This window comes from Burkholderia alba, assembly GCF_034721475.1.
GTDB lineage: Bacteria > Pseudomonadota > Gammaproteobacteria > Burkholderiales > Burkholderiaceae > Burkholderia > Burkholderia alba.
On the sequence record NZ_JAWJWL010000002.1, the window covers coordinates 47,449 to 67,023 of the forward strand.

General features: G+C 66.2%; 14 protein-coding genes. All 14 read left to right on the forward strand.

The annotated features are described in order from the left end of the window. The first annotated feature begins 32 nt into the window (after positions 1 to 32). The 14 genes from RZR99_RS02015 (at position 33) to RZR99_RS02080 (ending at position 19,533) form a co-directional block, all read left to right on the forward strand. The gene (locus tag RZR99_RS02015; RefSeq protein ID WP_323118069.1) at positions 33 to 2,141 is read left to right on the forward strand and encodes a TonB-dependent receptor domain-containing protein; all 2,109 of its coding nucleotides are present in this window, start codon (positions 33 to 35) and stop codon (positions 2,139 to 2,141) included. A 186-nt stretch (positions 2,142 to 2,327) separates the two neighbouring features. Beyond that, positions 2,328 to 3,515, forward strand: coding sequence for an isochorismate synthase (locus RZR99_RS02020; protein ID WP_323118070.1), 1,188 nt, complete (start codon positions 2,328 to 2,330; stop codon positions 3,513 to 3,515). Next, positions 3,512 to 5,143 (forward strand): (2,3-dihydroxybenzoyl)adenylate synthase, encoded by a 1,632-nt coding sequence (locus RZR99_RS02025; protein ID WP_323118071.1) that lies wholly within the window; start codon positions 3,512 to 3,514, stop codon positions 5,141 to 5,143. Before RZR99_RS02020 ends, RZR99_RS02025 begins: the two co-directional genes overlap by 4 nt. 69 nt (positions 5,144 to 5,212) lie before the next feature. Continuing rightward, positions 5,213 to 6,094: an isochorismatase family protein gene (locus RZR99_RS02030; RefSeq protein WP_323118072.1), complete on the forward strand. Its 882-nt coding sequence runs from the start codon at positions 5,213 to 5,215 to the stop codon at positions 6,092 to 6,094. Between the two features lie 53 nt (positions 6,095 to 6,147). Then, positions 6,148 to 6,432, forward strand: coding sequence for a DUF2218 domain-containing protein (locus RZR99_RS02035; RefSeq protein ID WP_323118073.1), 285 nt, complete (start codon positions 6,148 to 6,150; stop codon positions 6,430 to 6,432). An 81-nt stretch (positions 6,433 to 6,513) separates the two neighbouring features. Beyond that, the gene (locus RZR99_RS02040; RefSeq protein WP_323118074.1) at positions 6,514 to 10,380 is read left to right on the forward strand and encodes an amino acid adenylation domain-containing protein; all 3,867 of its coding nucleotides are present in this window, start codon (positions 6,514 to 6,516) and stop codon (positions 10,378 to 10,380) included. Between the two features lie 45 nt (positions 10,381 to 10,425). Then, positions 10,426 to 11,217 (forward strand): 2,3-dihydro-2,3-dihydroxybenzoate dehydrogenase, encoded by a 792-nt coding sequence (locus RZR99_RS02045; protein WP_323118075.1) that lies wholly within the window; start codon positions 10,426 to 10,428, stop codon positions 11,215 to 11,217. 51 nt (positions 11,218 to 11,268) lie between these two features. Continuing rightward, a complete protein-coding gene (locus RZR99_RS02050) occupies positions 11,269 to 12,390 on the forward strand; it encodes a 3-deoxy-7-phosphoheptulonate synthase (RefSeq protein WP_323118076.1) in 1,122 nt (373 codons plus the stop codon). Positions 12,391 to 12,427: 37 nt separating this feature from the next. Beyond that, the gene (locus RZR99_RS02055; protein WP_323118077.1) at positions 12,428 to 13,663 is read left to right on the forward strand and encodes an MFS transporter; all 1,236 of its coding nucleotides are present in this window, start codon (positions 12,428 to 12,430) and stop codon (positions 13,661 to 13,663) included. Between the two features lie 1,072 nt (positions 13,664 to 14,735). Beyond that, entirely contained in the window at positions 14,736 to 15,614 is an 879-nt protein-coding gene (locus tag RZR99_RS02060) for an acetaldehyde dehydrogenase (acetylating) (protein WP_323118078.1), read from the forward strand. 14 nt (positions 15,615 to 15,628) lie between these two features. Further along, positions 15,629 to 16,663 (forward strand): 4-hydroxy-2-oxovalerate aldolase, encoded by a 1,035-nt coding sequence (dmpG, locus tag RZR99_RS02065; protein ID WP_323118323.1) that lies wholly within the window; start codon positions 15,629 to 15,631, stop codon positions 16,661 to 16,663. Next, positions 16,663 to 18,261 carry an amino acid adenylation domain-containing protein gene (locus tag RZR99_RS02070; RefSeq protein WP_323118079.1) on the forward strand — a complete coding sequence of 533 codons (1,599 nt, stop codon included), beginning with the start codon at positions 16,663 to 16,665 and terminating at the stop codon, positions 18,259 to 18,261. The genes dmpG and RZR99_RS02070 overlap by 1 nt, the downstream gene beginning before the upstream one ends. Positions 18,262 to 18,356: 95 nt before the next feature. After that, on the forward strand, positions 18,357 to 19,310 hold the full coding sequence (locus RZR99_RS02075) for a chlorinating enzyme (RefSeq protein ID WP_323118080.1): 954 nt from the start codon (positions 18,357 to 18,359) through the stop codon (positions 19,308 to 19,310). Between the two features lie 19 nt (positions 19,311 to 19,329). Beyond that, positions 19,330 to 19,533, forward strand: coding sequence for an acyl carrier protein (locus RZR99_RS02080; protein WP_323118081.1), 204 nt, complete (start codon positions 19,330 to 19,332; stop codon positions 19,531 to 19,533). Positions 19,534 to 19,575: the final 42 nt, after the last annotated feature.

Sequence of the window (19,575 nt, forward strand, 5' to 3'; positions counted from 1 at the left end):
CAATTTTATTTATCGTTATCGAAAGTGCCGCCATGTCGAGTCATGTTTCATGCTTTGCGTTAAAGCCGGTCGTGGTTGCCGGACTGTGTGCAATGGGCGTATCCGGCGTGTCCGCGCAGGCGGCCGATCCGGCGTTGCCCGATCACGCGCTGGGGACGGTCGTCGTGACCGCCAGTCAGCGCGAACAGGCGATCAAGGAGGCGCCCGCCAGCATTTCGGTCATCACGCGTGAGGAGATCGAGGCCAAGCCTTATACGTCGGTCGCCGAGATCGTCGGCAAGGTGGAAGGCGTCAGCGTGGTGGGCGCGACGCCGAACGACCAGGACATCTCGATTCGCGGGATGCCGGGCGAATACACGCTGATCCTCGTCGACGGCCGACGCCAGAATACCCGCGAAACCATGAATCGCGGCACGGCCGGCGTGCAGAGCAATCTGCTGCCGCCGCTCAGCGCGATCGAGCGGATCGAGGTGGTGCGCGGCCCGATGTCGTCGCTGTATGGCGCGGATGCGATGGGCGGCGTGATCAACGTGATCACCCGCAAGGTGCCGAAGAAGTGGGGCGGCACGATCACCGCGGGCAGCGTGTGGCAGCTGGAATCGGATCAGGGCGACACGCAAAGCGTCGACTTCTGGGTCGGCGGTCCGCTCAAGGCGGACGTGCTCGGCCTGCAGTTGTCGGGCCGGGCGCTGCATCGCGGCGAGGACCACATCTATTACCCGCTCAGCGCGACGGGCGGCGCCAACGGCCAGCGCATCGGCAGCTTCGACGTGAAGCTCACGGCGAAGCCCACCCGCAATCAGGACATCAGCATCAACGCCGGCCGGGAGCAACTGACCTACCTCAGCACGCCCGGCGACAGCATCGCGCCTACGACGCCGCGGACCGCGGCGTCGACGGTCGTCGAAACGCGTCATGTGCGCGACTACTGGGGCATCACGCATAACGGCCGGTGGGATTTCGGCCACTCCACCTTGTCGCTGTACGGCGAGCGCGGCACGCAGGATCAATGGACCGCGCTGGCCCGCTCGCCCGTCAAGCCGGCGATCACCGACACCGTGCTCGAAGGGAAAGTGGAGGTGCCGTGGTGGGGCGAGCGCAACATCCTGACGGTGGGCGGCCAGCATATCTGGTCGCACTTGTCCGGCGCCGGAAGGCAGGACGCCGTGCCGAAGGGCTATGCGGTCAACGCCGACAGCGTGAAGCGCAACGCGTGGGCGCTCTTTGGCGAGAATGACTACTTCTTCAACAGCCGCTTCACGCTGACCACCGGCGTGCGGCTCGATCACGACGATCGATACGGCAGCCACGTCAGCCCGCGCGTCTATGGCGTCTACAAGCTCACGCAGACCGTGACCGTGCGAGGCGGCGTATCCAGCGGCTTCAAACCGCCGTCGCTACGCCAGAGCACCGCCGGCTACTGCATGACGTCGGGCGGCGCGGCGGGGGCGATGCCCGGCACCCTGTGCGGAAACCCGAGCCTCAAACCCGAGACCAGCCTGACGGAGGAGCTCGGCGTGCGCTACGACAACGGCGACAACCACCTCAGCCTCACGCTGTTCAACAATCTGTTCAAGAACAAGGTGGTGAGCTACGACACGGGCGTTGCCGACACGCGCTCGCCCGGCCGGAACCTCTACGTGTACGACAACGTCGACCGGGTCAAGCTGTACGGGCTCGAACTGGGGGCGGGGACGCGCGTGGCGAAGCAGTTCCGGATTTCCGGCGCGTACACGCTCACGCAGTCGCGCCGTGAGGGCAGCGGAGAAAAGGCGTTCAACGGAAGCTCGCTCGACGGCTATCCGCTCGACAAGACGCCCAAGCACAAATTCAACGTGCAACTGGGCTGGACGCCGACGCCGCAGCTGGACCTGTACGCCGACATCAACTACATCGGCACCGAGTATTGGGCGGCATTCCGCAACGGCGCGCAGGGCGTGCGCGAGCGGCCGTCCACCACCACCTTCGATGTCGGCGGGCGATACAAGCTCTCCAAGCACTTCTCGCTCAACGTCGCATTGCTGAATCTGACGAACCGGATGGTGCCGGTGGATGACCGCAGCCGCGCCAACGGCCTGAGCGGCAACTGGCTGGTGGACCCGGGCCGCCGCGTCGCGGTGAGCCTGACAGCGGAGATGTGACGGAGGCGCGCCGCGCGGCGCCGTTCGTTCGTCAGCGGTCTGACGTCGTGTCCGGGGTGGCCGCACCCCGACGGCGCACGGTCGCATGAGGATGACGAACCACGGCCGGCTGACGGCGCCGTGCATCGGACGATGGCGGTCGCAACGATCGCCGATCGATGTGAATTCAATCTAGAGGCCAACAAGATGAACGCGATTTCTCAAAGCGAGTTTTCATTAGTATCCCAAAACATTCTGGAAAGCTATTGCGCGCAAGCGCCGCTATTCCTCGCAACCCCGAATCACGCGCTGCTGGCGCAGGATATCGTCGGCACGGTTGCGCATTCGAGTGAGCCGCTGGGCGAGCGGGTTCGGCAGGCGCTGACGCGGGCCCGAGACGAGGGGCACCTGGATGCCGCCGTGGTGGGCGCGATTCCTTTCGACATCGACCGTCCCTCGGCGCTGCGGGTTGCGCGCACGCTGCTGCGTACTGATCCTCTGAACGTCACGCACGCGCCGCCGCCCGCGATGGGGCGCTATGACGCGCAGCCGGTGCCGCACGGCGACGATTATGCCGCCGGTGTCGCGCAAGCGGTGGCGAACATCCGCTCCGGCCAGCTCGACAAGGTCGTGCTCGCACGCATGCTGGAATTGAGCGGCGACGAGCCGGTCGATGCGCACGCGCTGCTGACCCGGCTCGCGGCACGTAACCCGCAGGGCTATACGTTCTCGGTGGATGTCGGTGAAGGACGCACGCTGCTGGGCGCGAGCCCCGAGCTGCTGGTCAGCCGCTTCCAGGGCGTCGTGCGCGCCAATCCGCTCGCCGGATCCGCGCCGCGCAGCAGCGACCCGGTCGAGGATCGCCGCCGTGCCGATGCGCTGATGGCATCCGCGAAGGATCTGGAAGAGCATCGCGTGGTGGTCGATGCCGTCCGGGAAAGCCTGGCGCCGCTGTGCCGGACCTTGCACGTGCCCGAGCGGCCGTCGCTCGTGCATACGCAGACGATGTGGCACCTGTCCACCGAGGTCACGGGCGCGACCGACGCGGATGCGTTGACGCTCGCGCTCGCGCTGCATCCGACGCCGGCCGTCTGCGGCTATCCGCGCAGCGTCGCGCAGGAGCTGATCCTGCAGACCGAACCGTTCGACCGGGGTTTCTATACCGGCATGCTGGGCTGGGTCGACACGCGCGGCGACGGCGAGTGGATCGTCACGATCCGCTGCGCGGAAGCGGCCGGCAATACGCTGCGCCTGTTCGCCGGCGCGGGGGTCGTCGGCGAATCGCAGCCGGAAGCCGAGCTGGCCGAAACCAGCGCGAAATTCCGCACGATGCTCGACGCGATGGGCGTCGCGCGCGATGCCGCGACCGGGGCGGCGGCGCGGGGGGCCGCATGACGCTCGCGCACTGGACGCCGTGGCCGGCCGAATTCGCTCATGCCTACCGACGCAGCGGCTACTGGCAGGGGCAATCGTTCCCGCAACTGCTCGAGCAACTGGCCGATCAGCATGGCGAGCGGACCGCGCTGGTGCAAGGCGACACGCGCTGGAGCTATCGCCGGCTCGCCGATGAGGCGAATCGTCTGGCGAGCGGTTTCACCGCGTTGGGCATCCGGCCGCGCGATCGGGTCGTGTTGCAATTGCCGAATCGCGTCGAATTCTTCGCGGCCGTGTTCGCGCTGTTCCGGATCGGCGCGCTGCCGGTCTTCGCATTGCCCGCGCACCGCAAGCAGGAGATTGCCTACTTCTGCCGGCATGCGGAAGCGGTGGCCTATATCGCGGCGGACCACCATGACGGATTCGACTATCGTGCGCTCGCGAAGAGCGTGCAGGCGGAGGCACCCACGCTGCGGCACGTACTGATCGCCGGCGAGGCGGGCGATTACGTCGCGCTCGACAGTCTGCGCGACGCAGCCGCGGCGCTGCCCGCCGGCCCGGGCGCCGACGAGGTTGCGTTCCTGCAGCTGTCCGGCGGCAGCACGGGGACGCCGAAGCTGATCCCGCGCACCCATGACGATTATCTGTACAGCGTCCGCGAAAGCGCGCGCATCTGCGGGCTGAGCGAACGCAGCGTCTACCTGTGCGTGCTGCCCGCCGCCCACAACTACGTGCTCAGCTCGCCGGGCACGCTGGGCGTGTTGTATGCGGGCGGCACGATCGTGCTGTGCGACGGCGGACACCCCGAGGCGGCATTTCCGCTGATCGAGCGGGAGCGGGTGACGATCACTTCGCTGGTGCCGCCGCTCGTGCCGATCTGGCTGGCCGCCGCGGCGCACACCCCCGGCGCGCTGGCGAGCCTGCAACTGGTACAGGTCGGCGGAGCGCGCTTCGACGACACGCTGGCGCCGCGCGTCGAAGCGGAGCTGGGTGCGAAGCTGCAGCAGGTGTTCGGCATGGCCGAAGGGCTCGTCAACTACACGCGGCTCGACGATCCGCCCGCGCGCGTACTGCATACGCAGGGCCGCCCGATCTCGCCGGACGACGAAATCCGCATCGTCGACGACGAGGACCGGCCCGTCGCGCCGGGCGAAACGGGGCACCTGCTGACGCGAGGCCCCTACACGATCCGCGGCTACTACCGAGCGGACGCGCACAACGCGCGTGCATTCACCGACGACGGCTTCTATCGCACCGGGGATCGCGTGCGGATGACGCCGGAAGGCTATCTGGTGGTCGAGGGCCGTGCGAAGGACCAGATCAATCGCGGCGGCGAGAAGGTATCGGCGGAGGAAGTCGAGCATGTGCTGATGGCGCATCCCGACGTGATCGACGCCGCGCTGGTGGCGATGCCGGATCCTTATCTCGGCGAGAAGAGCTGCGCGTACGTGATCCGGGGCAACCCGCGAATGCGCGCGCCGGCGCTCATCGGCTTCCTCCGCGAGCAGGGTATCGCCGCCTACAAGATTCCCGACCGGGTCGTGTTCGTCGACACGTTCCCGAAGACGGCCGTCGGCAAGACCAACAAGCAGGTGCTGCGCAAGGACATCGTCGCGCGGCTGACCGCGCTCGAAGTCACGGCCGAATGATGCGCGGCGGGCGATGCGACCGTCGCGCCGCCCGCCGCATCCCGTCCATTCCTATTTTTCCCGACAGACATGGCAATCCCCAAGATCTCTTCCTATCCGATGCCCGCGGAACTGCCCGCGAACCGGGTGACGTGGCGTGTCGACGCGAGCCGCGCGGCGCTGCTGGTTCACGACATGCAGGACTATTTCGTGGATTTCTACGACCGCAGCGCGGCGCCGATTCCCGAGCTGATCGCGCATACCCGGCGGTTGATCGAACTCGCGCGCGGCGCGGGCATGCCCGTGTACTACACCGCGCAGCTTCCGCGGCAAAGCGCGGAAGATCGCGCGCTGCTCACCGACATGTGGGGCCCGGGCCTGACCGCGCGGCCCGAATGCGCGGCGATCTGCGCGGCGGTGGCCCCCGCACCCGGCGATCACGTGCTGGACAAGTGGCGCTACAGCGCGTTCCAGCGCTCGGAACTCGATGCGATGCTGCGCGCGCAACAGCGCGATCAGCTCGTGATCTGCGGCGTCTATGCGCATATCGGCTGTCTGATGACCGCATGCGAAGCGTTCATGAAGGACATCAAGCCGTTCTTTGTCGCCGACGCGCTGGCCGATTTTTCCGAACAGGAGCACCGGATGGCGCTCGATTACGTCGCGGGGCGTTGCGGCACGGTCGTGCGCACGGCCGATATCGCCGGAGCGCTCGCGACGCGCGAGAACGCGGATTCGATTTCGCTCGCGGCACTCACGCAGCAAGTCGCGCGGAACCTGCAGATCGCGGCGTCGGAGCTGCAGCCGCAGGACAACCTGATGGACTGCGGGCTGGATTCGGTGCGACTCATGGCCTTCGTCGAGACGTGGCGTCAGGCGGGCCACGACGTCAGCTTCGTGCAGCTTGCGGAAACACCGACGCTCGAGGCCTGGTGGCAGCTGCTGCAACGCAAGACCCTCGCGGCGGCATGACGGACGCCGCTCGTCATTGCCCGCTTCCCATTCCATTCGCGACCGAAACCATCATGCTCGTCAGTACCGCTGAAATCACCTTGCCGCAGGCAGACCGCGTTCTCTTCAAGATGTGCAAGCACTATGCGATCAAGGTGCCGGTCGCATTCGACGACACGCGCGCCGCGATCGACTTTCCGTATGGGACATGTCAGGTCGTTCGCACCGATGACCTGCTGAGCCTGCGCTGCGAAGCCGATTCGATGGAGAAGCTCGAGCAGATCCAGTACGTGATGGACGAGCACCTCGCGCTGATGTCGCGCAACAAGGCGCTCGTGATCGACTGGCGCAACGCCTGAGCGGCTAGCCGCCCGTTCGAATTCACGGGGCGGGCATGGCTGTCGCCATCTCTTCATTCATTTCCTGCGGAACGCTACTTCATGCAGCAAACAAGTCAACGCCTGCGCGCGACGTCGGCGCAATACGGCATCTGGGTCGCGCAGCAAGTCGATCCCGACGATCCGGGCTATCTGACGGCGGAAGCGGTCGAACTCGACGGCCCGCTCGATCAACAGGCATTCGAGGCCGCCGTGTGCGAGGTGCTCGATCGCGCGGATGCGCTGCAGATGCGCTTCGAATGGACGGACGACCGGCTTTGGCAGCATCGCCAGCCGGCCCGCACCCAGGTGCCGCTGTTGGATTTCAGCGCGGACACAGATCCGGAACAGGCCGCCCGGGCGTGGATGCAGGCTTCGCTGTCGGTCTGCTGCGACGTGACGTCGGACCCGCTGTATCGCACCGCGCTGCTGAGGATTTCGCCGCAGTGCCACTGGTGGTATCTGCAGGTGCATCATATTGCGCTCGACGGCTTCGGCTACAGCCTGATCCAGCAGACCGTGGCCTCACGCTACAACGCGCGAACCGCGGGTGCGCCGCTGCCGGCGCTGCCCGACTGGCGTATCGAGCGGGTCGTCGATGCGGAAGCGGAATATCGCCGGACCGGCAAGTTCGAGCGCGACCAGGCGTTCTGGCGCGACCATCTGCGCGATGTCCCCGCGCCGCTGCAACTGGCGCCGAAGCAGCCGTTCGGTCCCACGTCGATCCGTCACACGCTGCGGCTCGATGCGGCGCGCTCGGGCGCGCTGCGCACGGCTGCCGAAGCCGCGGGCGCCGACTGGAGCGCGTGGATGCTGAGCGCGCTCGGCCTGTGGCTCGGCAAGCAGGCGGGGCAGCGCGACCTGACGATCGGCCTGCCGGTGATGAACCGACTGGGCACCCCTGCGCTCGGCGTACCTTGCATGGCGATGAACATCGTACCGTTGCGCCTGCACGTGCGCCCCGACGCGACCTTGCAGGCGCTGACGGTCGAAACCGCCGGCAGGCTGCGCGCGATGCGTCCGCATCTGTATTACCGCTACGGTTGGATTCGCGGCGATCTGGGGCTGCTCGAGAGCAACAAGTTCCTGTTCAACCAGGCGATCAACCTGATGCCGTTCGACCGGCAGGTGACGTTCGACGGCCTCGACAGTCGCATGCAGTCCGTGAGCGGCGGCCCGGTCAAGGATCTGAACGTCACGCTGGTCGTACGTAGCGGCGAATGGCATCTGACGTTGGAAGCGAATCCGAACGCCTACGATGTCGCGCGGCTGACCGGCCTGGCCGGGAGCCTGTCCGACTGGTTGTCCGTGCTGGCGGCGCATCCGCCCGGCGCGCCGCTCGCTTCGCTGCTGAACGATTTGCCGCCGCTGTCGGTCTGCGCCGGCGCGCCGCTCGCCGGCCCCGTCGTCGACGTGCTCGCACTGCTGGCACGGGCGGCCGAGCAGGCGCCGGATCGGATCGCGATCGAGACGCCGGACGAACGGATCGACTACCGCGCGCTGATGGCGCGCGTCGAGGCAATGGCCGCTGCGCTGACGCAACGCGGTGTCGACGACCGCAGCCGGATCGCCATTCTCGCGCCGCGCTCGCCGGACGCGATCGCGGCGATGCTGGCCGTGCTGCGGGTGGGCGCGGCCTTCTTGCCGCTGGATCCCGACGGTCCCGCGCAACGCGCCGCGAGCATGCTGGCCGATGCCGCGCCCAACTGGGTGATGACGCGCGAGCCGTGGCGGCGGCACGCCGGCGCGTGGCCGGTGCTGGACCTCGACGGTGTCGGCGCGGCGGCGCATCCCGCCTGTTGCGACGCGCCGGCGGCGGTGCATCCCGCCTATCTGCTCTATACATCGGGATCGACGGGTCGGCCGAACGGCGTGCTGGTGGGGCGCGGCGCGCTCGCGCATTTCGTTGCCAGCACGCGCGCGCTGTACCGCGTGGGTCCGGCCGACCGAGTGCTGCAGTTTGCGCCGCTGCACTTCGACGCGAGCCTGGAGGAGATCTTCGTCTCGCTCTGCCATGGCGCGACGCTCGTGCTGCGCGACGACGCGATGCTCGATTCGGTGGCGACCTTCGCCGCCGAGGTGGAGCGGCTCGGCGTGACGGTGCTCGATCTGCCCACGGCGTACTGGCAGGTACTGGCGCATGCGCTGGATCCGGAGGCTGCCCGGCGGCTCGCGCGCGTGCGGCTGACGATCATCGGCGGCGAAGCGGCGTTGCCCGAGCGGGTCGCGCGCTGGCGCGAGCTGATGCCCGCGCAGGTGCTGCTGAATACTTACGGACCGACCGAAGCCACCATCATCGCGACAACCGCGCGGCTGGCCGGCCCGCAGGCCGTCTGGGCGCCGGGCGAGGCCGTGCCGATCGGCGTGCCGCGCCCGGGTATCGCGGCGTGCATCGTGGACGAGCGTCTGTATCCGGTGGCGGCGGGTGTCGTCGGCGAACTGGTGCTGAGCGGCCCGGCGCTGGCGCTGCAATACCTGAACAACCCGGATCTCACCGCCGCGCGTTTCGTCCGCCTGCCCGATTCGGGCGAGCGAGCGTATCGCACCGGCGATCTCGCGCAACTGCAGAACGGGCAATTGCGTTTCCTCGGACGCATCGATCACCAGGTGAAGATCAGCGGACTGCGGATCGAGCCGCTCGAGATCGAGAATCTGCTGCTCGGGATGCCCGCGGTCCGCGAAGCGGCCGTGGTGCCGGTGCCGCGCGGCCCCGGGCTCCACACGCTGACCGCCTTCGTCGCGGGCACGGACGACGTGCAGGCGTTGCGCGCGCGGCTGGCGGACGCGCTGCCCGCCGCGGCGATTCCGGATGCATGGCAGGTGCTTGAACAACTGCCGCGCAATCCCAATGGCAAGACCGACCGGAAGGCGCTCTTGCAGCGGGCGGAGCTACGCGAGGCGGCAGCCGACGGCGACGACGCGGGGCCGCTCGAACGGCAGGTGATGCATGTCTGGCGCCAGGTGCTGGGCGATCTGCCGATGACGCCCGCATCGAATTTCTTCGATCTGGGCGGCAAGTCGCTGCAGGCGATCCAGACGGCGGGTCAACTGGCGGTCGAATTGCAGCGCGACGTGCCGGTGTCGATGCTGTTTCGCCACGCGACCGTCCAGGCGCTCGCGGGCGCATTGACGGCGCCGCTCGCGTACCGGCCGCAAACCCTTGGCGACGCGTTCGCGCCGATGCTGCCGATTCAATCCGGCCGGCCCGGTGCCCCGGCGCTGATCTGCGTGCACCCGGCCGACGGACTGGCGTGGGGCTATCTGCGCCTCGCGCGGCATCTGCCCGAGACGACCGTATACGGTCTGCAGATGTCGGTGGACGAGACCCGCGACGCGCAGGACTTCGACGCGCTGGTCGAACGCTATACGCAGCGCGTGCGCGCGCTGCAGGCCGACGGGCCGTACTACCTGCTCGGCTGGTCGCTGGGCGGCGCGCTGGCACACGGCATCGCGGCCCGGCTCGCGGCGCAAGGGCACGCGATCGGTCTGCTGGCGTTGATGGACAGCTATCCGGCCGCGGCATGGGGCGCGCGAGCGCAGCCGATGCTGCGCGACGCGTTGCAGATCCTGCTGACCGTCAACGGCGATTTCGACACGGCCGACCTGCCTGACGACGCGTTGCGCCAGCGGCTGCTGCGCGCGACGAGTCCGTTCGCGGTGCTCGGACCTGCCGGGCTGGACGCGTTCGCCGGGCAGACGCTGCGTCAGATGCAGATGTTCCGCGCGAGCGAGACGCCTGCCTATGACGGCGAGCTGCTGCTGTTCCGCGCGTCGCGCAACCCCGATCACGTCCCCGTTCCCGACAGCTGGCTGCCGCACGTAGGGCAGAGCCGTCTGCACTGCAGCGTGCTCGACTGCTCGCATGACGGCATGTCGGACCCCGCGCCGATGGCCGCGATCGGCGCCGTGCTGGCCGCGCGTCTCGCGTAGGCCGGGCGGCCCCTTGTTTCTTCCCAATTCATGGAGTTTCATCGTATGACCCGTATTTCCGACGACTTTCCCGGAACCGTCGCCGTGGTCAGCGGCGCCGCGCAGGGCATCGGCGCGGCCGTGGTTCGCGCGCTCGGCGCGCGCGGCATCACCGTCGCCGCGCTCGACGTCCAGACGGACCGGCTCGCACAGCTCGCAGCCGACGGCGAGGCGGCAGGCGAACGGATTCATCCGTTTACAGTCGACGTCGCCGACGGCGACGCCGTCCGCGCCGTGGTGGACCGGATCGACGCGGAGGTCGGCCCGATCGGAATGCTCGCGAACGTCGCGGGCATCCTGCGGCTTGCCGAGGTCGACACGTTGCGCGACGAGGACTGGGACCGCAGCTTCGCCGTCAATACACATGGCGTCTTCCATCTGTCGCGCGCGGTCGCGCGGCGGATGATGCCGCGCCGCGCGGGCAGCATCGTCACGGTCGGCTCGAATGCGGCGCTCGTGCCGCGCATGCAGATGGCGGCCTATGCGGCATCGAAGGCGGCCGCGCACCAGTTCACCAAGTGCCTCGGGCTGGAACTGGCGGGCCACGGCATTCGCTGCAACATCGTCGCGCCCGGTTCGACCGACACGCAGATGCAGCGCCAGCTGTGGCACGACGAGAAGAGCGTCGACGGCGTGATCGCGGGGTCGCTGCCCACCTACCGCACGGGCATTCCGCTGGGCCGCATCGCGGCGCCCGACGACATCGCGTCGATCGTGCTGTTCATGCTGTCGAACGCGTCGCGGCACGTGACGCTGAACAGCGTGTGCGTCGACGGCGGTGCGACCCTGGGCGTGTGAGGCCGGCTTCCGGCGCGACACGTTCGTCATCCCATCCTCAGCCTATCGATCATGAAAAATATTTCCTCGTATCTCGACGAAGGGGGTTCCGGCGCCGTCTGCGCCCCGGAGCCACCTGCGTGCGCCGAACGCCTGCGGGTCGGGATGCGCTTGCCCGCGCCGGCGGCCATTCGCGCCCGCTATCCGCTGATACCCGCCGCGCAGTCCACCGTCGCGTCGGGTCGGCGGCAACTGGAGGCGATTCTCGAGCAACGCGACGCGCGCTGGATGGTCGTCGTCGGACCCTGCTCGATCCACGATCCGCATGCGGCGCTCGACTACGCGCGGCGTCTCGCCCGTCTTGCTCGCCAAGTGCGCGACGTGTTCTGCGTGGTGATGCGCGTGTACTTCGAGAAGCCGCGCACCACCGTGGGATGGAAGGGTTTGATCAACGATCCGTACCTGGACGGCAGCCATCGGATGGACGAGGGCCTCGAGACGGCGCGTCGTCTGCTGCTCGACATCAATGCGCTCGGCCTGCCGGCCGCGATCGAAGCGCTCGATCTGATCACGCCGCATTACCTTGGTGATCTGGTGAGCTGGGCCGCGATCGGCGCGCGCACCACCGAATCGCAGGTGCACCGCGAGATGGCGTCCGGGCTGCCGGTGCCGGTCGGGTTCAAGAACGGCACCGACGGCAGCCTGGACGTCGCGGTTCACGCGATGCTCAGCAGCATGCGCGAGCATGCGTTCATCGGCGTCGACGGACAGGGGGCGCCCGCCGTGCTGCACACCGGCGGTAACCCGCATGCGCACCTCGTGCTGCGCGGCGGCAGCAAGGGGCCCAACTATGACGCGGCGAGCGTCGCGGCGGCCGAACAGGCACTGCGGGCACGGCAGTTGCCCGCCAACATCGTGGTCGACTGCTCGCACGCGAATTGCGCGAAACAGCATGCGCGGCAGGCCGTCGTGCTCGACGAGATCGTCGAGCAGATCCGCGCGGGCAACCGCTCGATCCGCGGCGTGATGCTCGAGAGCTTTCTGGAGGAAGGGGCCCAGCCGCTTGCGGCCAATCGGGACGCATTGCGCTACGGCTGTTCGGTCACGGATCCCTGCCTCGGCTGGGATGCGACCGAGGCGGCGCTCCTTCGGGCGCGCGAGAAGCTGCTCATTCACCTGAAGCGCGCCGGCTGACTCCGGTCGGATACGCGCTTCCTCAATCAGGAGTTTCATGTCTACGACCTCTGTTGAATCCCCATCGACACTCACGCGATCCAGCGCGCAGCTGTTGCCGCTGCTGCTGGCCAATTTCACGATGACGGCGGGCAGCTATGCGTTCATTGCGGTGACGGGACCGCTGGCGCGGCTCATGCATCTGCAGGCCTGGCACATCGGCGTCATCATCGCCGCGGTCGGCGTGGTCTGGATCGCGACGGCTCGCCGCTGGGGTCGGGCGGCGGACCGCTTCGGCCGGGTGCCGATCCTGCGGCTGTCGATCGTCGGCTTCACGGTGTCCTATCTGTGCCTCGTCGGCTACATCGGATGGGCGTTGCGCGGGGGGGCGCAGCACGTACCCGCGCTGGGCCTGAATATCGCCGCGCTGCTGATTCTGCGCGCGGCGATGGGCGGCAGCTTCGCCGGACTGCCCGTCGGGGCGACCGCCTGGATTGCGGATCACACCGCGGGGCCGTCGCGGGCGGCCGTGATGGCGCGCTTCGGCGCGGCCGGGGCGGTCGGCATGGTGTTCGCGCCGCCGCTCGCAGGCTGGATCGGACGCTACGATCTGGCGATCGCGCTGCTGGTGTTCGCGCTGCTGCCGCTCGCCGGTTTGCCGGGCCTCGGACGATTGCGGGACGCATGGGCGAAGCAGGCTCGTCAGATGCCGCCGCGATTGAAGGTTGGCGACGAGCGGATCCGCATGCAATGGCTGAGCGCACTGGCGCTGTACAGCGCGATCATGATTGCGAACAGCGCGCTGGGGTTCTACGTGATCGATCGTCTGCATGTCGCCGCCCAGCAGGCGGCGGCCGTGGTCGGCTACGCGCTCGGCAGCGCCGGTCTCGGGCTGATCCTGATGCAGGCGCTCGTCGGCCGGCTGCCGCGCGTGGCGCCGTTGCAGTGGCTTCGTTGGGGGGCGCTGGTCAGTGCGTGCGGGTTCGCGTCCGTGCTGCTGGTGGATCCGCAGCAGCCGGTCGCGGTGTGCGCGAGCTACCTGGTGGCGGCCTTCGGCATGGGCGCCGCATTTCCCGCGATCGCGGCGCTCGCGAGCAATGCGGTCGGTCCGGCAGAACAGGGTGCCTGTGCGGGGGCGATGTCGACCGCGCAGGGCTTCAGCATGGTGATCGCGCCGCTGGTCGGCACGGTGCTCTACGACGTGCAGCCGACGGTGCCGTTCGCGTTGATCGGCGTATTGCTGTTGTCGGTGTTCGTCGCAAGCTGGCGGCGGACAGGGCCGGCGGCGGAGTGATGGACCAAGGCGGGCGCGATTGCCCGCCTTGCTCGCCCGTTGTCTTGAGGTGAGTGTGATTCAGCGACCTTGCTTGTCGCCGGACGGGCCCCGACTGTGCAGGCGGGACGCCATGAGCGCCGGAGGCTGTCCGAGGCTGGTCGGGCCGGACGCGGAGTATGCGATGACGCGAAGTATCTCGCCGATGGCCGTGTTCATTCGCGACGGAAAAGCGTCCGAGGTCGAAATAAAGAGAATGGATCCTGTCAACCGGCGATCCGCTTCGATACGCCTGTCCCTCATACGAACGGCCGGATGACTTTTTCGCCTGACCGTCCGGATCGACAATTTTCTCTTCCGATATAAATGCTGTGTTTGATTGCGGTTTCGCAGCAATCTCTCGTTATCCTGTAGACGGCGGTCGTGACGAGTCGGCAGGATGTGGCGTCCGAGCCGGTGTGCCCGTCGCGGTTGGCCGCGGACGCGGGTTGCCTGGATATCCGGCAGCTCACGGGCCGCCCGATGCGTGACGCGCCAGCCATTCAGCAATGAACGCGGCGTGCCCTCGATGCGCCGGACGACTTTCCGGGGATCGTGATTCCAGTACCCGGATGTCGAGTGTCCGGCGGGGCGCAAGCCGCGAGCACCATTCATGCTCTGCCGCAATCGGCGCAGCCGCATCGCGGCGCGTGCGCATTTGCGACCCCGGCGGCGTCGGTTATGGCGGGTCGCATCCTGATCATCGTTCCGCGTCACGGCTCCGCCCCCTTCCGGTTCGTATCGGTTTTCTCGGCAAGCCGGTGGCGCGCACTTCGCCAAATCGTGAGGCCTTTGTGACGCGCTGTCCGTCGTGATTCGACCGGCAGCGGGTTTCGGCGAACGCGATCGGCGGGAATGCGACGCTCTACACAAACGTACAAGACGTCGCCCAGTCCCCGCTCTTATTCTCCTTCTCAGATGAACAGCCAGTATCGCCTGCCGACGGGGCAGGTGCCGATCGAATGCGACAAGGCATGGGGCACGAACTGGCTGTTTCGTCTCGGCGCGGGAACGCGCCGACGAGGTCGACCGCGTAATCCAATAAAGGTGAACAATGAAAAGCGAGTCGTTACGGACGAGGGTAGCAATCTTAGGATCGGGTGGTATCGGCGTCGACCTGATGTTCAAGGTGAAGGCGTCCCGCAATCTGTCTCTGGCATTCGTCGTCGGCCGGAATGCAAATAGCGAGGGGCTTGGCGTCGTGCGCGAGCATGGCGTGCCGACCTCCAGCGAGGGGTTGAATTTTCTCAAGGACAACGTCGATCAGTTCGATATGGTGTTCGACGCGACATCGGCGGCGGCGCACACAGTCAGCAATCAGTTCTTCCGGCAAGCCGGAAAGTTCACGATCGATCTGACGCCCGCCAAGCTGGGTCAGTTGTGTGTGCCTTCGATCAATCTGGAGCAGATCAATGCCGCGCAGAACATCAACTTGATCACGTGCGGCGGCCAAGCCAGCTTGCCGCTTGCCTATGCGTTGTCGCAGGCTGTCGATGAGATCGACTACATCGAAGTCGTGTCGACCATTTCGTCGCGCAGCGCGGGCATGGCCACACGGGAAAACATCAACGAGTACCTGACAACGACGGAGTCCGCGCTCGCGTCGTTCTCGGGAGCGGGCCGCACCAAGGCCATCCTGAACATCAATCCCGCCGAGCCGGGCATCAGCATGCAGACGACGCTGTATGCCACGGCCAAGTACCGGGATTTCGACCGGGTCAAGGCATGCATCGACGCCATGACCCGGCGGGTTCAAACCTATGTGCCGGGTTATCAACTGGTCATGGGGCCGATGGAAAATCGCGGCCAGATCGTCGTCGGTCTGACGGTTCGCGGCAGCGGCGACTATCTGCCGAGCTTCGCGGGCAATCTGGACATCATCAATTGCGCTGCCGTCGCGGTGGCGGAGCACAAACACGCACTCGCCGGGTGAGGACTATCGTGTCAATCTTCATTAGTGATTCGACATTACGCGATGGCAACCACGCCATTCGCCATCAATTGACGGCGGAGCAGATCGCCGGATACGCCGCCGCCGCCGACGCGGCCGGAATCGACATCGTCGAAGTCGGGCACGGCAACGGGCTCGGCGCGTCGTCGAGCCTGCTGGGTCACGCGGCCGTCGATGACCAGACCATGCTGGTGATGGCGCGCGAGCAACTGAAAAGCAGCCGTCTTGGCGTCCACTTCATTCCGGGCTTCGGAAAATCGTCGGATATCGACATGGCGCTGGACGTCGGTGTGGACGTGATTCGGGTCGCGAGCCACTGCACCGAGGCAAACATCACGGCGCGCTTCATCGAGCAGACCAAGCTCGCGGGAAAAGAGGCGTACGGCGTGCTGATGATGGCCCACATGGGCTCGCCCGAGGTGCTGCTGCAACAGGCGCAGCTCATGGAGCGCTATGGCGCCGACGCGATCGTCCTGATGGACAGCGCCGGGTTTTCGAGCCCGCCCATGGTGCGCGACAAGGTGAGGTGCCTGCTCGATCATCTGGGCGTTCGTGTCGGATTCCACGCCCATAACAATCTCGGACTGGCCATTGCCAACACGCTCGTCGCGGTGGAAGAAGGCGCGACCGTGGTGGACGGCTGTTTCAGGGGATTCGGGGCGGGCGCGGGCAATACCCAGCTCGAAATCATGGTGGCCGTGCTGGAGCGGCACGGCTATCCGATTCATACGTCGTTCGAGCGGGTCGCGCGTCTTTCCGACGAAGTCTCGGGTTTCCTGAGTCCCGAAACGCCGCATATCGGTACGGCGAACATCGCGAGCGGCCTGTACGGTTTGTTTTCCGGGTATGTGCCGCACGTGCAGCGGGCGGCACGGCACTTCGACGTCGACGAGTTCGAACTCTATCGCCGGCTGGCGGATCGCCGGCTCGTCGCCGGACAGGAGGACGTGATCACCGAGGAAGCCAGCAAATTGGCGTCTTCGCGAACCGTCGCAGCGTCTCAAGAATTGATCGACGTGACGGCCAAGTGATGGCACCGACAAGCGATTTCGGATCACGACAGGAGCCGGAGAACACTGTGAAGCATCAGCAATTGGCGCATCAACGATTCGAACATTGGGCTGCCGTGTACCCGCAACGGACGGCGGTCGTTTGCGGCGACGTCAGCGTGACCTACGGCGAACTCAACGAGCGGGCGAACCGCTTCGCCAGACTGCTGAGCGAGCTGGGGATTTGTGCGGGGTCGGCGGTCGGCGTCTGTTTTTCGCCGCGCATCCACACGCTGACCTGCATGCTGGCGATTCTGAAGTGCGGCGCGGCGTATGTTCCGCTGGATCCGTCCTATCCGGCGGACCGACTGGCGGCAATGGCCGGTCAGCTGGAAACGATGAATTTCATCATCGCGTCCGATGAGTCGCGCGACCGGCTCAAGGATGCCGGCAAGCGGCTGCTCACGCTCGAAGAAGTCCTGGTGAGGTCGTTCGCCTACTCGGCGGGAAACCTGAATGAGGATGTCGACGGCAGCGATCTTTGCTACGTCGTTTTCACCTCCGGCACCACCGGCGTTCCGAAGGCCGTCGGCGTCAAGCACAGCGGCTGGGGCAACCTGCTGCAATGGCTGGAATCCGAATACCGACTCGACAGCCAGTCCGCGAATCTGCTGGTCAGCGCCTTCGGCTTCGATATTTCGCAACGAAGCCTGATGACGCCGCTCTATGTCGGCGCGGTCCTGTGCCTGTTGGGCACGGAGCATTTCGATCCGAAGCTGGCGGCGCAACTGATCGAGTCGCACAGCGTGAGGACGCTGCATCTCGCGCCCAGCACGCTGTATCTGCTCACGGCGATCGGCGACGCGAGCCCGTTGCTCGCTTCTCTGGAGTATTTGTTCATCGGCGGCGAAGCGCTGTCGGCCCAGAGAATCCAGCAGTGGTCGGCCGGTGCCGGCAAGCATTGCCGGCTCGTGCACCAGTACGGTGTGGCCGAGTGTACCGACGTAGCGACGTCGTACGTGATGGGCAATGTCGCCGACTATCTCCGGGACGGCATTCCGATGGGACAGCCCGTCGCCAACTGCGCGTTACTCGTTCTCGACGAGCAGTTCGCTCCGGTGGAGAGCGATGAAGTCGGCGAGATTTTCATCGGAGGGGCGGGCGTCGGCGTGGGGTATGTGAACAACGCTCAACTGACGGCGGAGAAGTTCGTTCGCATCAATGTGGAAGGCAGCGAGGTGCTTGCATATCGCACCGGCGACTTCGCGCGGCGCACGGCAGGCGGCGAGTACATCTGTCTCGGTCGCCGCGATACCCAGATCAAGATTCGGGGCATGCTGACCAATTTGACGGACATCGAGCACGCGCTTAAGCGTTCGTTTCCGGATATCGAGGAGGCGGTCGTGCTCGCGCTGAAGGGGGGCGCCTCGGACGAAGACTTGCGCCTGGTCGCATTCCTGCTGCGGGTGACGGAGGACACGCTCGACGCGCTGACGCTCAAGCGCACGCTGGCGACGAAACTGCCGCGACACATGATTCCGGCGGATTTCATTGCGGTCGACCGCTATCCGCTCACCCGCAACGGAAAGATCGACAAGCAGGCTCTCGCGGCGCAATGGGAAGGGTCGGCCGTGACCTGATCGCGCTGCCGGCATGGTGGATTGCGGCGCGTTTCCCGGGGAACACGCCGTCAGGATAAATCAATCGTCAATAACAGCAATAGGAGTCCTACTTTATGACATCCTCTCAAGAGATGTTTCAGTCGACGACGGGCCTCGCCCAGAATGCAGTCATCACGGACGACATCAAGGATGACGTCGCCAAATTCGAACGCGACGGTTTCATCGGGCCGATCAAGCTGTACGAGCCGAAGGAAGCGGCCGCGATGCTGCGCGCGCTGCGCCTGGGCAATCACGATCGGAAGCATGTGCTGTACGACAACAACATGAATTACGATCGTCATTTCGATATTCCCGAGCTGTCGCAGCACATCATGCACCCGACGATCCTGAAGTACCTGAAGGGTATTTTGGGACCGGACATTCTCTGCTGGCGGTCCGAATGGTTCGCCAAGTTCCCCGGGTCGGCGGGCACGGAATGGCACCAGGTGCGCGACTACAGCTACACGGACGGCAATCCGCTGATCGTCCCCACCGCATCCGACTGGAACGCCTTCATCGATCTGACCGTCTGGACGGCTTTCACGCCGGCCACGCGCGAGACGGGCTGCATGCGTTTCCTGCCGGGTTCGCACTACAAGTACTACTACGACGAGAAGCGGAAGGTCGAGACCGGCCGGTCGGGTCATTACAGCCATATGGAAACGGACACGGGTTTCTTCGGCTACAACTTCTCCGAATTCAAGGTTGACCCGTCGTGGGATCCGGAGAGTGCCGATCCGGTCGATCTCGAAATGGAAGCGGGCGAGTGCGTGATCTTCACGGCCTCGTGCGCGCATGCGTCGAAACCCAATACGTCGGAACGCGAAATGCGCCTCGCGATATCCGGCCGTTACGTACCGACGCAAGTTCGCGTGTACCCCGATCTGCTCTCGTACACCGCGCACGGCGAGACGTTCGATCTCAGCAACTATGCGGCCGTTCTCGTCAGCGGCGAAGAATCGTACGGTCACAACAAGATCCGGACGGTCAACAACCGGGGCGAGGTTTTTTCGGCACTCGTTCGCTAAACCACAAGGGGAAATTGAAATGATGGATGCCATCCGAAAAATCTATGTCGAAGAACTCAAGCTGCCGCAGTTCAAGGATTCGGACGACTTTTTCGATGTCGGTGGTCACTCGCTGATCATGGCGTCGATCCAGCGACGACTGAGCGAGGAACTCAAGCTCGACGTGACGATGGATACGTTGTTCCGCTATCCGACGCTGGAATCGTTGAGGCCGCACATCTGATGTTCGCAGCACCGTAATCGGGAGCCCGGTTTCCGGTCGAAG

What these genes read in the sequence shown, in the direction of transcription:
- RZR99_RS02015 (WP_323118069.1), top strand. Translation starts at nt 33, where the DNA reads ATGTCGAGTCATGTTTCATGCTTTGCGTTAAAGCCGGTCGTGGTTGCC.
- RZR99_RS02020 (WP_323118070.1), top strand. Translation starts at nt 2,328, where the DNA reads ATGAACGCGATTTCTCAAAGCGAGTTTTCATTAGTATCCCAAAACATT.
- RZR99_RS02025 (WP_323118071.1), top strand. Translation starts at nt 3,512, where the DNA reads ATGACGCTCGCGCACTGGACGCCGTGGCCGGCCGAATTCGCTCATGCC.
- RZR99_RS02030 (WP_323118072.1), top strand. Translation starts at nt 5,213, where the DNA reads ATGGCAATCCCCAAGATCTCTTCCTATCCGATGCCCGCGGAACTGCCC.
- RZR99_RS02035 (WP_323118073.1), top strand. Translation starts at nt 6,148, where the DNA reads ATGCTCGTCAGTACCGCTGAAATCACCTTGCCGCAGGCAGACCGCGTT.
- RZR99_RS02040 (WP_323118074.1), top strand. Translation starts at nt 6,514, where the DNA reads ATGCAGCAAACAAGTCAACGCCTGCGCGCGACGTCGGCGCAATACGGC.
- RZR99_RS02045 (WP_323118075.1), top strand. Translation starts at nt 10,426, where the DNA reads ATGACCCGTATTTCCGACGACTTTCCCGGAACCGTCGCCGTGGTCAGC.
- RZR99_RS02050 (WP_323118076.1), top strand. Translation starts at nt 11,269, where the DNA reads ATGAAAAATATTTCCTCGTATCTCGACGAAGGGGGTTCCGGCGCCGTC.
- RZR99_RS02055 (WP_323118077.1), top strand. Translation starts at nt 12,428, where the DNA reads ATGTCTACGACCTCTGTTGAATCCCCATCGACACTCACGCGATCCAGC.
- RZR99_RS02060 (WP_323118078.1), top strand. Translation starts at nt 14,736, where the DNA reads ATGAAAAGCGAGTCGTTACGGACGAGGGTAGCAATCTTAGGATCGGGT.
- RZR99_RS02070 (WP_323118079.1), top strand. Translation starts at nt 16,663, where the DNA reads ATGGCACCGACAAGCGATTTCGGATCACGACAGGAGCCGGAGAACACT.
- RZR99_RS02075 (WP_323118080.1), top strand. Translation starts at nt 18,357, where the DNA reads ATGACATCCTCTCAAGAGATGTTTCAGTCGACGACGGGCCTCGCCCAG.
- RZR99_RS02080 (WP_323118081.1), top strand. Translation starts at nt 19,330, where the DNA reads ATGATGGATGCCATCCGAAAAATCTATGTCGAAGAACTCAAGCTGCCG.